This window comes from Legionella sp. PATHC039 (assembly GCF_026191275.1).
Classification (GTDB): Bacteria; Pseudomonadota; Gammaproteobacteria; order Legionellales; family Legionellaceae; genus Legionella; species Legionella pneumophila.
Genome location: NZ_JAPHOP010000001.1, coordinates 2,511,518 through 2,525,723, shown reverse-complemented (window position 1 = coordinate 2,525,723; position 14,206 = coordinate 2,511,518). Strand labels below are relative to the sequence as shown.

The following is a 14,206-nucleotide window of genomic DNA, read 5'->3' as shown; positions in this document are numbered from 1 at the left end:
ATTATACATACAATAGCGCCCAATCTTAGCTGATAGCCCCATACCTATACATGCCTAATGCGAGTGATGAAAATCAGGCTTCCAAGCCTACTGATTTAGTCTTCATTTTAGCAATTGCTGGTCGTATCGACGCGCAAAGTAGAATCCTCGCTCAAAAACTCGATAAAAGTCGCAGTATCTATTATGCCTACGCTGTTATGGATTCTCTAAGCTCCTCGTACAGCATGTTCAAATATTTTTTTGATCTGTTTGCATCTCCTAATGATAACGATGCAATGCATGAATTCTTAAATTCTCCAACCGGTCTTATTACTATTGCAGTTGAGTCAGTATTTTTAGTTACCTTTTCTGTTTTGGCCTGTCAATTTGAGAATGAAAAAGAAGATTCCTATAAAAAATTTATAGCTAATGCCTGGCCATATTTTCGTGATGTCATGAAGGGCTTGAAAAATGCTTACAAAGGCTGGAGAAGCGCTGTTGTTGCATTCAGTTTAATTGGAGGAGTGGATGCAAAGTTTCTTATTCTTCCAATGGGAGTGATTTTGGGGGTATTTGCTGCAGCCAACAGGTTTTGGATACGTAGCATGCTGGAAGATCGTAAAACAATGATGAGTGAGAATATAGCGCTTCTCATGGAAATAAAAAAATTAATTTCTTTATCTCATGAGGAAAGCTTTTCTTATTTCAAGCGAATCAGATACCAGACCATGCAAACTCGTAATTTGGCATTCTGGGCTGTTGCTGCAGGCGGACTTCTTGATGGTTTATATCTCTACGTTGGTGTATTGGGTCTGGCTGTATTGTCACCGCAGTTGCTTATGGCAATGGCTCTTATTTGTGCCTTTTATACAGTGGCTTGTGTTATTACCCGTATTTATGAGGAATATGATTTCCAGTTGAGATTATTAGTGACGCAAACCAAATGTCAATTGGCTTTAATTACCAAAGAACTGGAAACTAATTACGCCAAATTACTCTTATTGCAAGACAAAATGGATCTTGAGAAAGTTGATCAGGAGGAGCTCAAACGACTAAAAAGGTTAGTCCATAATTTGATAACCCAGTTTGACGATAGTCGTAAGTTATTATCCCAACAATCGAACCGCACTTATTTATCATCTGCTTTGTTGGGTATGAAAAATGGATTATATGCTTATAGTGCCCTTGCAAGTGTTTTGTTTTTAGTGGGTTCTATTTTAGTAATGGCAGGTGTTTCTTTTCCTCCTGCCTTGCTTACAGCTTGTATTATTTTAGGTCTGGTATTAGTGCTCAGTTTCACTATTCATTCTTTGGTGAGTAATTATTGGCATCAGAAGAAGCAGGAAACTCAAAAACAACGCCCATATGAGCAATTGATCGACTGGAATAATTGTCTTAATGACGAATTTAATAAGACTGAGCTGTTGGATCCTAAAGAATTTCATAAATTACTAAATGATGGATTGTCTTTAGACCCTTCACCGCAATTTTTCTTTCAAGAATGGTTTGAAGTTTTACGTTCCTTGTTTTCCGGGTTTGGTAAGGGGCAAAAATTTATTGACTTTGTTGGGAATTCGTTACAGGAACTGGGCGAGGATGGCCATTATCGTGATACGCCTGTTATGTATGTCTTATCTGCCTTTAGTGCCTTATTGTTTGGGGTTACTCTGGCCTTAAGAGCTCTAGCCAAAGGATTGGGGCGAACTCCCTTGGCGCAGCAGGCCAAGCTGACGGAGGACAGCAAAGAAGCGTCGGTTAACCCTGAGATAAAGAAGGAAGTTATGCAGAAAACCGAAGAACAAAGGGAATCAATCCAATCTGAAAAAACTTGGACTGATTCCCCAGGGCATACGGATTCTCTGTCTTTATTCGGTATATTTGAAACTAAAACCAAAACCAAAAGAAATCAACCCGACTCTCCATCAATTCCTCATTCGAAAAGCGAATCAGCATTAAATCAATTAACACCTAGTCAGAACAGTACAATTCTGGGTTTAGCTTAGGATCGTTATACATTTTAAATTGATGGTAAACTCTGAACGTACGTGTTTTAGCTCGTACCTCATTAAGTAATTCATCAAGACACAAAGCCAATTGATTTAATTGTTGCTGTATGATTTCCAGTTTTTGTGTGCAGGCCATTCTATGTTCTACGCCTACATCCTGGCGTTTGGTTTGTATATCCATATGATATGATTTCAGTGATAAAATAGATAATCTGTCAATAATCATCCCAGGTGATTCGGAATTGACTGGGCAATGATTATGGTTTTCAGGTTGTAATGCTTTATAAAGCCACTCATCCATTGCTTCCATGCGGTTGTTTCTTTGCTGATTGAAAGCGTCTATTTCTCTTTTGGCTTGGTAAACAAATTCAAAGCCCATATCATCCCGGCGCGCCTTGTCTTCTGCATGCCATAATTGGAAATTAAAAGCATGATTTTCTTCTACAAGTTGAAGGAATTGTTTATGTTGATACTCTATGCCATTGGCTTTCCAGCGTATGATGCTCGTTTTATGAAGGGTAGTGATAGTTGATGGATCAAAACTTTCTTGCATGTCATATCCTGCAGATTAATTTGGATTGTACTTTAAGATGAGTTTAGTCTATGAAAATATACCTATTTCCATATCCTGAACTCCACTGTTTTGAACTATATCTCATGCATTGAGGCTCAATACATTATGAGCTACAGGTTCAATTGGTATTAGTTTAACCTGAATTCCGGAGTTGGATCTAGTTTCGGGTTTTTGAAATGCCCAGTGAATTGCTCAGGATAATATCCTAATCACTGAAATAGGTATTATATATTTCTAAATAGGTTCCGTCTTTTTCTATTTGTAATAAAGCCTGGTTGATTTTCATAATTAGTGGAGCATTGTTTTTGAGGGCTAATATTCCATAACCATTACCTATAGCAATTTTATCGCCCACTAATTTTAACTCAATCGAAGAGTTGCTCAGTGCATATTTTGCTGCACTTACATTCAGAACAATGGCTTCGATTTTTTGGTTTGACAATGCGAGAGCCATATCGGAAAGATTGGCAAATTGTACCAAGTCAAAATATAACTGAAAATGTTCTGCAAGGAGGCTGCCATACAAAGTGTATTTTAAAGTACCTACTTTTTTACCTTTCAGATCCATTATGGTATTGATATCGTCGTTTGCTTTAAGGGTTACAATCTGTGCGTTGCTCGGTAAATAGGGGAGACTGAAAATATAATTAGTGTCAGCGGTTGATACGATTGGAGTGGGTGCCACCATAATATCAATCTTCCCCTCGTTAAGATTAGTATATAGCTCTTGAATACTCATTCCTTCATATTGGCATTCTATCTCAATGATTTTACAAATGGAATTCATCAAATCGATGTTGAACCCGAAATAGATCTCCCCACTGCCTGATCTTGATACAAATGGTGGTGCAAACTCTGGAACACCAATAAGGAGTGGCTTTCCATAGGCGTAAAAATTTAAAAACATCAATAGAATGAACATGAATCGTTTCATGTTTTAAGTCCTTTTAGGATGTACTTAAAATTTAGGAGGCGTGATCGATTTTGTCAAATTAAAGCCAATGTGTTTTTTAATTGATGTTTTTATTTGCTTTTTGCAAGCCAACGATCCAGGGCATTGGCAAAATTGTTTTTTTCTCTCGCGCTTAATGCAGAGGGGCCACCTGTACGCTCCCCGGCTGAACGCAGCTGTTCATTGATATCTCTAAGAGTCAGACGCTGTTTGATATTATTTGCAGTAAATAGTTCTCCTCTTGGGCTCATTGCTAACCCTTGCTTAACTATTACTTCTGCTGCCAAAGGAATATCTGCTGTGATCACCAAATCTTTAGCTTTCATATGACTCGTAATATAATGATCTGCTCGGTCATAGCCTTTTTCTACAAGCACTGAGCGAATAAACAGTGAATTTGGATAAGTAAGGTAGGAATTAGCTACCAGGATAAGGTTGGTATTGGTTCGTATGGCCGCGCGAAAGAGGATATCTTTTATCATTTTCGGGCAAGCATCGGCATCAACCCAGATCGTCATTTGGTATCCTAAAGTTTTCAAATCAATAGCTTAAGGGTATAGTAAAAGCATTATCCTTTTAAACCCCTATTGGGGAAAGGATTATTTTAAGATGTTAGGGAAGTGTCGTAATGAAGCAGTTAATAAGTATAATAAAAGGACAAATTCAACAGCTCCCTATTCCCGACCTGAAACATTTGTTGTTAAGTCACCTTAAAGAAGATGCTCACGATTTAACAGAACTCTTTTGCCAACAAATCCCCGCTCAGAAAAATCAATTCTCGCTTAATCACTCAGTCCCATTTGGTTTACCGGCTTCGCTATCTGTACTCGCAATCGTTTTGACTTATGCCCCCAATCTGCTTCCCCGAGAGTTATCAGAGCAGTTGCTAACAATCTTAGATTCAATAAAAGAGACTGAAATCAGTGTTGATAATCAATTAGCAGAGAGATGCACGGAGCGATTGAATTATTATAGTGATGCAAAACCTGTCCTTATCGCGTTGAAAGAAAGAGGAGCCAAGGATTTAATTCAGATCTTGGAGCAAGCAGATGAGCGCAGTTTGTTAGCTTTTTCTCATCTGGCTAAAGATACCGATTTAAATGTTTTAATTGAAACCTTTTTAGTTAAAAACAATAAGGATTTGGATTTAGTCAATAGAAACCATTTGGTACAATTTTTACGTCAACCTGATTTGGCAGGATGGTTAAGCCGTTTCCTTGATTCATTAATCGATGAATCTATCAATGCTCTCTCGATTCGATTGTTGTTGTCTTTGATTTCTTCTGAGAAAGCGATTGAGAAACTGAAGGAGGCTAGAGCCTGCCTTGCTCAGTATCCTTTTTCAATAGATTTGCACGCCATGCGGGCTGTGTTTGATTTTTATCAGTATGAATTAAAAAAAGATTTATTTTCTCCTGAAAGCCATTTAGTCATGCAGTTCCTGCACGATTTATTAAAAAATTCGGAATTAGACAAACAAAAGGAATTTTTTCAGGAGTTAAGTCAGGAAACAGTTCTTTTACTCATTGAATATTGTTTAGCGGAATATAACAAAACGACCGGGGAAGAGAAAAAGAACTGTAAAAACTTACTTACCAAGCTATGTTCTGCTTTTTCTGCTTCAAGCCAGGATTTTTTGGGGAAAATAAGAGCGAAAATTAACCAGCTGGATCCTTATCTCTTTGATACCCCTCAGCTATATCAACTGGCATCCAATTTAATGACTAAATCATCTAACTCAGGAAAGGAGCCCTTATCCAGTTCTCCAATCGCTTTATTATTATCCATACCGCAATTTGTTGGGGTTTGTACGCCTAAGATTTTAAAACAATTAATTGAAAGATATGGCTTGTATACCTTAACTTTGAATCAGATGGACTACAAGCAAGACCTGCGTTTTAAAGAATATGCTCCATACTTTGATGAAATCAATGAGCATATGGCTCAGATTGAGCGTAATCTGCTTATTCATCTGGAAGCTCAATCATTTTGGCTGGATAAAAAATACAGCTTATTGCAGTTTAGAGTTGGGATCAGTAAAAGCGCTTTGCTTTATCAAATGGAGTGTTTACTGGAGGCGAACAAAGGAGGAGATGAGCTAAATAATAAGGGATTAGAGGTGTTATATCATTATTACGCCTTGAATTATCCTAATTTACGTTCGGATTTATTCCTTAAAGTGGTAAATCATATTTATTCACGGTTTTTTACTAAGGGGAATAATGAAACCGAAGCTCGGAACGGGTTACTTTACTGGTTAAAACAAAATTTTCCTCTAATTGATAAGTTGCCCAAAGAATTAGGCAGAAAAAAAGAAGTTTTTTTATATAACTCTGCCGGGAAGAAGATTGGATTTCTTGGTGAGTCTAATGTTGCAATGACTTTTGTTAATGAGGAAATTGTATTATTAGCTCGAACGGGCTCTATGGATATCAATGAGCCTTTATATGATCAAGAGGGTTTGGTTCTTGGGTATTTAACGGAAGGGAGTTGTTTAAGAAGCGAAAGCGCCATTCATAAAAATGCTGCCGCCTGGGTTTTAGCTGGTTTGTCTAAAAGTGATTTGGAAAGTTCCTCGTTTGGATTGGAGTCTCTGTTACACAATGTGTTATTCGAGAACGCGATAAGGGTTTTATACCAATGTGAATCCATTTGCCTTGATGCCAATAAGCGTATATGGCTGAATAATAAATTTTTAAAAGAAATCCAAGAGGCTCCAGGAGAAATCCCTGCATCTGTTTTATATCCATTGCTCGATCATTTTGAGGATGAAGCAGTATTTGAATTATTAGGCGTCATCAGGAATAAAAATAATGCGCTTGAGCTTTTTCATTATATTTTAAACCGAGTTCCAAGGCGTTCTATTTTACTGAATGGCTTGTATGAATCTGATTTTCAAAGATTTTTGGAACATCAAGGCGCTGATGTTTGTTTAGCTGATTATTTAGTTAATTATTATGATAAACCCTGGTTTTCAGAAGTCTTAGTACGATTTGCTTACCATGGTAAAAAATATAAAAAGCCAGATCTTCTAAGTAGCGCCTTGACTTTCATTACCAAGGAAATTTCTCAAGATAAGAAGCAAGAGACAATCTGTGATGCTGTACTGGATCGTTTAATAAATTCTGAAGCATGTGCCGCATTAGTGTTAAAGGAGTTTCTTGGTGATAGAACTCATAACTCCATTCAGAAGGTAAATAATCCGGAAATTGGCAAAGTAAGCCAATTTTTTGATAGGCGGCATATAGTGCCCCTTATTGCACAGTTAAATAAGACTTCTTATTGGGAGCAAAATGCACAGTATAAATTGGCTTTACATATTTTGGCTAATCAACATGGACGCCTTTTTTCTGAAACTGATTTGAACCCCGATTCTCCTCAGGCCTGGCAAGGTAAAGAATTAAAAGAACTGGCCTGTTTTACAAGCAGGCTTTTATCCAAAAAACGTCCTTTCGATAATAAACATGATATTGGATATCGTGTTTTAGGCGAGCTTCTTTTCAGGTGCGCCAATTCGGGGATAACGTCTTTATTTTACAAGCAAAAAACGTTGAATCGCGCAATAACCCGATTGTCAATCACAGAACCCTTTTTAGTCAGGATGGTGGATAAATTATGGATGCCTAAAGGAATCAGGGAACTTTATGGAAAGTCTTTGTTTTTTAAGGGTTCCTGGTTTGATGATCAAGTCTTCTTGCAAAAGGAATTAAAAGACCATCATCCTCTGCTGGACTGGAGTCATTTTATTAAGCAAACCTGGAGTAAAAGGGATAAACAGAAGAAGTCACCCATAATATGTTCTTATTTGCTGAGTTATACAGGTAAGAAAAGCGTATTGTCGCATTTATTACAGGATTATTTTAATTCTTTTCAAGGAATGCCAGACTACATCAGGCCAGTCAGTCAATTATTGAGATTTTTCCCTCAACGCGATGTGTCCGCAGTCATATATGATGCGCTGGAAGCTGAAATGATAAAAAAACCTCAGTTATTAGACAGGCAAATTTTAAGTGACATGGCCTTTTATTATGGAAAACAGTTGGCCAGGAAGGACACAAGTTTCCCCCAGGCGGATATTAATTTATTAACGTATTGGGGGCAGAATAAACATTATTGTTTAGTAAAAAGAGGATGTGAACTATTAGTCAGGGATTGTGAGGATAAAGGAGTAAAAAAAAGATTGGTTAGTGCTGCCAAAGAAGCGGAAGTGGAACAGGATTTGAGCTCCAGTGTGCAAACATTTTATTTTGGGCTAATTAAATTTTTTAAAAGATTATGGCATTATGGCTTTAATGCGGAAAACAGTTCATCAAAAATTATAAAGTTTTGTGATGATCCCACTCCCGGCCCTACTCGTAAAAAAGCAGCGGATCTTATCAATGCACCGGTTGCAGCAAGCAGAACCAATTCTTTGTATTTAGGCTTTTCTGAAAGACGCAAGCAGTTAATTAGTCTTTTAGCTACTATTAAAAGTAGTCCGGCGCATTTCACACGAGTTGTCAATTATTCAGACAATACTCAAACATTCTTTGGGGAACAACCCCAAAAGTCCATTAACTATAATACTCCTGCAATACCAAGTAACTTTGAAAGTATAATGTAGGATTGTCCTTATAGGGCATTTATACCTTTGCTCATATTTTTGTTTTATTAGCAAGGCGTTCTGAATGCATTAATCAACCCGATGTATGACTTATCAATGGAAGTCTTATATGAGTAGGGATATTATATGAGTGTTTTCTTAAATCGATGCCGATATTGATGATGGGTTTATTAGTGAAGATTTAATAATTTTTAGTTACATAAACACTATGGGGTGAATCATGAGAATTTTGCTCTCTTTCTATCTTTTATTGCTTTCAACAGGGCTTTTTGCAGAATCTACTTTTCCTGATGGTTGTCGGGCTGTTCCTGTACAAGGTCAATCAGTGACTTTAAAAGCCAAGAAAAATAAGTTGGTGTTTATTCACAATATTACCAACTTAGATCTATGGATTACTCATCCAGTTACAGATCCTGGGGCCAGTGCGGGTTGGACAAGCCGATTGCAAGCGGGTAAATGGTCAGCTTTGGTAGTGGACAAACCTGCCTTTATTTTAAATTGCATAGAATCAAGGCCAGGGCATGAGCAACAGATACCTTGTGAAAATGCTATTGCCGTATGTCAATGGAAAGGAGTAAAAATACCGGCAAGCAATCAAGGTACTTTCTGGGTAGCGGAAGACCTGTCATTAGCAGCATTAAATGCCGCAGTCGGTGGAAGAGGCTTTATATTGCCGGAGAAATAATTTATCAATGAATATCTTGGGGCATGGGTATGGACTCTATGCTGCAAAGAGTCATATCAACTCTCATTACAATTCAAGATAGCCGCTGATGAGGCTATCTTGAGCCTTTGGCAAATTGTTTAGCTAGCTGCCATGCTACCCACTCTTGAGTACTTATGATAACTTAAAACTTTAATAATGGGCTAAATGGATTGAGATTATGCAATATAAAAAAGCCACATATTATTATGAGGGCTTCTTGCCTTGTAAGATTGGAAAAAAGATGAATAAAAGGCGTTTTCTACAGAATTCTCTGATAGTTGGCAGCATATTCTTGCTAGTTATAATGATAAATGGTAGAACAGGACTTAAGAGGTTTTAGTTAGCATTAGGTTTGAAGAGAAAATGGTGAAAAGTGAGTAAAAAATCCAAAGATCCCTTTTATAAGAGGGAACGCGAAAAATACGCCGAGCCAATTCCAAGCCGGGAATACATCATGGAAATCCTGGATGAATACGGTAGGCCAATGTCTCGCAGTAAACTGTTTGATAAATTGGATTTGAGCTCTGAGAGCCAGCAGGAGTCCTTGGGTTTTCGCTTGAAGGCTATGCTGCGTGATGGCCAAATCATGCAGGACAGGCGTGGACGCTTTTGTTTATTACAAAAAATTAATTTATTGCGTGGAACGGTTCAAGGCCATCCTGATGGTTTTGGATTTTTCATCCCGGATGATGGTTCTGAGGATATGGTGCTCTCTGCTAAAGAAATGAGGGCTGTCATGCATGGAGATATGGTGCTTGCCTATCAATCTGGATTGGATAGAAGAGGAAGGCCAGAAGCTAAAATCCACGAAGTCCTGGAACATGCGAATACCACGGTTGTAGGTCGATTTTTTACTGATCATGGCGTGAATTTTGTCATTCCTGATAGCAAACGTCTGACTCAGGATATTTCAATTCCCCAAGAATTCATTGGCGAGGCCAAAAATGGCCAAATAGTACTGGTTGAGTTAATCGCATATCCTAACAAGCGTTCGCAAGCTATAGGTAGAGTAATCCATATTTTGGGTGAGCATATGGCTCCTGGCATGGAAATTCAGGTAGCAATCCATGCCCATGGCATTCCTTTCGAATGGCCAGATGATGTTCTTGCGGAAGTGGGTAAAATTCCGCAACAGATTTCCGAGGAACAATTAAAGGGTCGAACCGATTTGCGTAATCTTCCTTTTGTAACCATTGACGGGGAAGATGCAAAAGATTTTGATGATGCTGTGTATTGTTACAAAAAGCCCAAAGGCGGCTTCCAATTGTATGTCGCTATCGCAGACGTCAGTCATTATGTGGCGAAGGATTCTGCTTTGGATCAAGAAGCAGCAAGGCGAGGAAATTCAGTTTATTTTCCTGGTAAAGTGGTGCCAATGCTACCAGAAGCCTTATCCAATGGCGTTTGCTCATTAAATCCCCATGTTGATCGCTTATGTATGGTGGCTGAGTTATCGATTACCCAAGAAGGAAAAATATCCCGATCCCGCTTTTATCGGGCAGTGATTCATTCTCATGCCCGTTTGACCTACACGTCAGTTGGGACATGGTTGGAACAAGGCAAGGCAGATGAAAAACATCAAGCCTTGTGGCCTATGCTTGAGTCTCTTTATGATTTATATCATGTTCTGCTCGATACCCGTAGACTTAGAGGTGCTATGGATTTTGAGACTACGGAAACTCGTATCGAATTTGATGAAAATAAGAAAATAAAATGTATCGTGCCTGTAATACGTAATGACGCTCATAAATTAATTGAGGAATGCATGCTGGCAGCGAATGTTGCAACAGCAAGATTTTTAGAAAAGGCTGAAATTCCTACTTTATACCGAGTTCATGCGGCTCCTGAAGAGGATAAAATTACTGCACTGAGGCAGTTTTTAGGGGAGCTGGGATTGTCATTGGGAGGGGGGAGAAAACCTGGACCCAAGGATTTTCAGCGTACCATGAACATGATTGGTGACCGACCAGAGAAACATCTTATTGAAACGGTAATGCTGCGTTCTTTAAAACAGGCTCAGTACGTTGAATCGAATGAAGGTCATTTTGGTTTAGCCTATTCCGCTTACACGCATTTTACATCACCAATCAGAAGATTTCCTGATCTATTAATTCACAGAGCAATAGGGCATTTACTGGATAATCATCCTGTTTATGAATTTGAGTATAGCCATGAAGATATGAATCGTTTGGGTAAACATTCCTCGATGACAGAGCGCCGCGCTGATGAAGCGACCCGGGAAGTGATTACCTGGCTAAAGTGTGAGTATATGCAAGACAAATTGGGACAGGTATTTAAGGGTCGAATATCCGCTGTGACCAGCTTTGGTATTTTTGTGGAGCTTGATGAAATTTATGTGGAAGGCTTGGTTCATGTCACTTCTTTGAAAAACGATTATTATACGTTTGACTCTGCAAAACATCGTTTAATAGGGGCTCGCGGCGGTCAAGTTTATCGTTTGGGAGATAACATGACTGTGTTGGTAGCTCGTGTTGATTTAAACGAACGTAAAATAGATTTTGAGCCTGTCGAGGATGAAGCTTGTAATGAATGAGCAGTATGTTTACGGGTTGCATGCAGTTTCTGCATTATTAGCAAACCCGCACCGAATGATCAAAAAACTCTTTGTTAATCAAGATAGAATAGACAAAAGACTGCATGAGTTTTTGGCCAAGGCAGAGAACGCCCATGTCCCCATCGAAAAGCTAAGCTCGCAAAAAATGAATCAGCAGTTTTCAGAGTTTACGCATCAGGGTGTTGTTGCACTCGCTTCGGCATTACCCGAATACGGTGAAAGTGATTTGGTTACTTTATTAGATAGAAGTAAAAAGCCTGTGCTGATTCTTATTCTGGATGGAATTACAGATCCCCATAATTTAGGCGCTTGCTTGCGGTCGGCTGATGCAACCGGTGTTGATTTTGTTGTGATTCCTAAAGATAAAAGTGCGAATATTACTCCCGTGGTCAGTAAAGTGGCTTGCGGCGCTGCTGAATCAATTCCTTTGGTGAGAGTAACTAATTTAGCAAGAGCTATGGACATCTTAAAACAAGAGGGTGTCTGGATCTTTGGAGCAGCTGGTGAAGCAGAGCATTTACTTTATGCAATAGATTGTTCTGGAAACATCGCTCTTGTAATGGGAGCAGAAGGAACCGGGTTAAGAAGATTGACTCGCGAGCATTGCGATGGATTGTTTTCTTTGCCTATGATGGGAAGTGTAGAGAGTTTAAATGTGTCAGTGGCGACTGGTGTTTCATTGTATGAAGTAATTAGGCAAAGAGGGCAATTTCGTGAATGAATTAAAAATCAAAGCAGCCAAAGCAGCTATAGCTTATATTGAAGATGATATGGTTATAGGTGTTGGAACAGGCTCTACAGTTAATTTTTTTATAAAAGAACTGGCAGCAATCAAACATAATATAGAGGCTTGTGTAGCCAGTTCAAAAGCAACCGAGGCATTGCTTCGGGCAGAAGGTATCCCAGTAATTGATTTGAATTCAGTACAGGATTTACCTATCTATGTTGATGGCGCTGATGAAGTCAATGAACGCGGTGAAATGATAAAGGGGGGCGGAGGAGCTCTGACTCGGGAGAAAATTGTAGCGAATGTAGCCACACAATTTATTTGTATTGTCGATGAATCCAAGGTTGTGAAACGTTTAGAGGAATTTCCCGTTGCTGTGGAAGTCATTCCAATGGCCCGTAGTTTTGTTGCACGACAAATTGTTAAATTAGGAGGAGACCCTGAATACAGAGAAGGTTTCGTTACTGATAATGGTAATATTATTCTGGATGTGTTTAATCTGAATTTCTCAACACCCATGACCTTGGAAGACAGTCTTAATGTAATCCCGGGTGTCGTTGAAAATGGAGTGTTTGCCAAACGTTTGGCAGATAAAGTGTTAGTGGCTTCAGCAAGTGGTGTGAATAATTTAAAATAGTCGACTTGCATACGTTCATATCTCAAAACATTAATTGCCAATAATTTTATAGGTTCCTCAAAAATGGATACTCACAAGGTTTTTGTAAATCGAATTATAAATATGAGAAAAATTAAACTGATTGGTTTGGACATGGATCATACCCTCATCCGATATAATTCGAAAAATTTTGAATCTTTAGTTTACGACCTAGTCAAGGAAAGGCTGGCAGAAAGCTTTCACTATCCTGAGGAAATTAAAAAATTCAAATTTAATTTTGATGATGCTATTCGTGGTTTGGTGATTGACAGTAAGAATGGCAACATTTTAAAACTAAGCCGGTATGGCGCCATTAGATTGAGTTACCATGGTACGAAACAGATCAGTTTTAGCGATCAGAAAAAAATTTACAGAAGTATTTATGTTGACCTGGGTGATCCGAATTACATGGCAATTGATACTTCTTTTTCTATAGCATTTTGCATTCTGTATGGTCAGCTGGTTGATTTAAAAGATACTAATCCCGATAAAATGCCAAGCTATCAAGCCATAGCACAAGACGTGCAATATTGTGTGGATAAAGTTCACTCGGATGGTACTCTGAAAAACATAATTATTAAAAATTTGAAAAAATATGTGATAAGAGAAAAGGAAGTTGTTGAAGGGTTGAAGCATTTTATTCGTTATGGGAAAAAGATATTTATTCTGACCAATTCAGAATATTCTTATTCTAAATTGTTGTTGGATTATGCCTTGTCCCCATTCCTGGATAAAGGAGAGCACTGGCAAGGTTTATTTGAGTTTGTTATCACCTTGGCAAATAAACCCCGTTTCTTTTATGATAACTTACGATTTTTATCAGTTAATCCTGAAAACGGGACGATGACTAATGTCCATGGCCCAATAGTTCCTGGCGTATACCAAGGAGGTAATGCCAAAAAATTTACTGAAGATCTCGGGGTCGGCGGAGATGAAATTCTCTATATAGGGGATCATATTTACGGTGATATATTACGATTGAAAAAAGATTGTAATTGGCGTACTGCTTTGGTTGTTGAAGAATTAGGTGAAGAAATTTCATCCCAAATAAGGGCTTTGCCAATTGAAAAGAAAATTGTTGAAGCCATGTCCATTAAAAAAGAGTTGGAGCAGAAATACGTTGATCTTTGTACAAGAAGTATTGACGAAAGCTCTCAACAGTATGATCAGGAAATTCATGATTTGCAATTGCAAATATCCACTGTTGACATACAAATTTCAAGATTGTTACAAGAACAAAACAGTTTCTATAATCCCAAGTGGGAAAGAGTTTTTCGCGCTGGGGCGGAAGAGAGCTACTTCGCCTACCAAGTCGATAGATTCGCCTGTATCTACATGGAAAAATTATCCGATTTACTGGAGCATTCTCCAATGACCTATTTTCGTGCCAACAGGCGATTGTTAGCTCACGATATAGATATTTGATTTT

At 38.4% G+C, this 14,206-nt stretch carries 10 protein-coding genes; 7 read left to right on the top strand and 3 right to left on the bottom strand.

From position 1 onward, the window contains the following. The first annotated feature begins 50 nt into the window (after positions 1-50). Positions 51-1,982 (top strand): hypothetical protein, encoded by a 1,932-nt coding sequence (locus OQI99_RS11460; RefSeq protein ID WP_061514564.1) that lies wholly within the window; start codon positions 51-53, stop codon positions 1,980-1,982. On the opposite strand, the gene OQI99_RS11455 is transcribed toward OQI99_RS11460, so the two are convergent. The 3 genes from OQI99_RS11455 to OQI99_RS11445 all read right to left on the bottom strand — a co-directional run bounded on the left by OQI99_RS11455 (position 1,948) and on the right by OQI99_RS11445 (position 4,029). Further along, on the bottom strand, positions 1,948-2,538 hold the full coding sequence (locus tag OQI99_RS11455) for a DUF4254 domain-containing protein (RefSeq protein ID WP_061514563.1): 591 nt from the start codon (positions 2,536-2,538) through the stop codon (positions 1,948-1,950). The two genes, OQI99_RS11460 and OQI99_RS11455, sit on opposite strands and share 35 nt — an antisense overlap. Positions 2,539-2,764: 226 nt before the next feature. After that, positions 2,765-3,493 (bottom strand): transporter substrate-binding domain-containing protein, encoded by a 729-nt coding sequence (locus OQI99_RS11450; RefSeq protein WP_061514562.1) that lies wholly within the window; start codon positions 3,491-3,493, stop codon positions 2,765-2,767. Between the two features lie 89 nt (positions 3,494-3,582). Further along, entirely contained in the window at positions 3,583-4,029 is a 447-nt protein-coding gene (locus OQI99_RS11445; protein WP_061514561.1) for a YaiI/YqxD family protein, read from the bottom strand. A 110-nt stretch (positions 4,030-4,139) separates the two neighbouring features. Here OQI99_RS11445 and lem1 point away from each other — a divergent pair, with 110 nt between their 5' ends. The 6 genes from lem1 (at position 4,140) to OQI99_RS11415 (ending at position 14,202) form a co-directional block, all read left to right on the top strand. Further along, on the top strand, positions 4,140-8,114 hold the full coding sequence (gene lem1 / locus OQI99_RS11440) for a Dot/Icm T4SS effector Lem1 (protein WP_265732025.1): 3,975 nt from the start codon (positions 4,140-4,142) through the stop codon (positions 8,112-8,114). A gap of 220 nt (positions 8,115-8,334) precedes the next feature. After that, positions 8,335-8,799 carry a hypothetical protein gene (locus OQI99_RS11435; protein ID WP_061514559.1) on the top strand — a complete coding sequence of 155 codons (465 nt, stop codon included), beginning with the start codon at positions 8,335-8,337 and terminating at the stop codon, positions 8,797-8,799. Between the two features lie 394 nt (positions 8,800-9,193). Then, entirely contained in the window at positions 9,194-11,374 is a 2,181-nt protein-coding gene (rnr, locus tag OQI99_RS11430; RefSeq protein ID WP_265732024.1) for a ribonuclease R, read from the top strand. Beyond that, entirely contained in the window at positions 11,367-12,116 is a 750-nt protein-coding gene (gene rlmB / locus OQI99_RS11425; protein ID WP_265732023.1) for a 23S rRNA (guanosine(2251)-2'-O)-methyltransferase RlmB, read from the top strand. The genes rnr and rlmB overlap by 8 nt, the downstream gene beginning before the upstream one ends. Continuing rightward, positions 12,109-12,759 carry a ribose-5-phosphate isomerase RpiA gene (gene rpiA, locus OQI99_RS11420; RefSeq protein WP_265732022.1) on the top strand — a complete coding sequence of 217 codons (651 nt, stop codon included), beginning with the start codon at positions 12,109-12,111 and terminating at the stop codon, positions 12,757-12,759. Before rlmB ends, rpiA begins: the two co-directional genes overlap by 8 nt. A 63-nt stretch (positions 12,760-12,822) precedes the next feature. After that, positions 12,823-14,202 (top strand): HAD-IG family 5'-nucleotidase, encoded by a 1,380-nt coding sequence (locus OQI99_RS11415; protein ID WP_265732021.1) that lies wholly within the window; start codon positions 12,823-12,825, stop codon positions 14,200-14,202. Positions 14,203-14,206 lie beyond the last annotated feature (4 nt).